This is a genomic window from Polaromonas sp. P3_C2 (genome assembly GCF_056402675.1).
This window is the reverse complement of the sequence record NZ_JBFUGX010001134.1, coordinates 1-776: the sequence shown is the minus strand read 5'-3', so window position 1 is coordinate 776 and position 776 is coordinate 1. Positions and strand designations below refer to the sequence as shown.

General features: G+C 51.0%; 1 protein-coding gene. It reads right to left on the bottom strand.

The annotated features are described in order from the left end of the window. Window positions 1–33 precede the first annotated feature (33 nt). The coding region (locus AC1DWI_RS25140) for an MvaI/BcnI family restriction endonuclease (protein ID WP_477726180.1) at window positions 34–776 on the bottom strand (743 nt) is incomplete at its 5' end.

The window sequence follows — 776 nt, the reverse complement described above, 5'->3', positions numbered from 1 at the left end:
CCTTAGACGAGTACAAAGGTATGTCTAGACTGTTCAAAGTGGTTCGGCAGTCAAGGTTTCATACAGAGTATGCAGGCCACTCACGTTGATCCGGAATTGGCTACGAGCCTTGACCTTCGAATTCGCAGARCCGGCATTGGTTACCTTAGAGCCTGGATCAAACACGACGGCTCCCACGCTCAGTGCCTGAAGGTACTTTGAAAAATCTGTATGCGCGCCCATCAATATCGGACTGCGATACTGATATGAAATTGGATCTTTTGTGCTCGTATACGGCACATATGCGGCAAAGGCATGTTTTCGATTCCAGTGCGTCAGCAGTTCTGCGAACCCCCAAGACGCAGCGTTGGCACCGTCGGCAGCGGATAGATAAATTGTTCCGTTGACGTCGGTCACTTTACCTGAGCCTGCATCGAAGCCGCTGAGATGCATAGTCATACCGCTGGCTGCGCATGGAACACCTACTTTATGGAGCCCGGTAAAGTATTTAACCCCGCCATCTAGAAGGCGACCATATTTTTCAACGAAAGCCTTCACGCCGTTTTCTCTGTACCAACCGCCGTTTGGTTCCGGCGTCATCAGCGTGACTCGTTGCCTGCTAAACGCTTTGATTTCCCACCCAAGATAGTCGGGCTCCGCATTCCCATTAGGGGTAATGCCCAACAACGCTTCCAATGTATAGCCGCCTCCATTCGGTGCTTTGTAAGGAATTACGTTTCCATTCTTGTCTCGGCGGCAAGATGGATGCGTACCCCGCAGATAGATCTCTCTCAGAG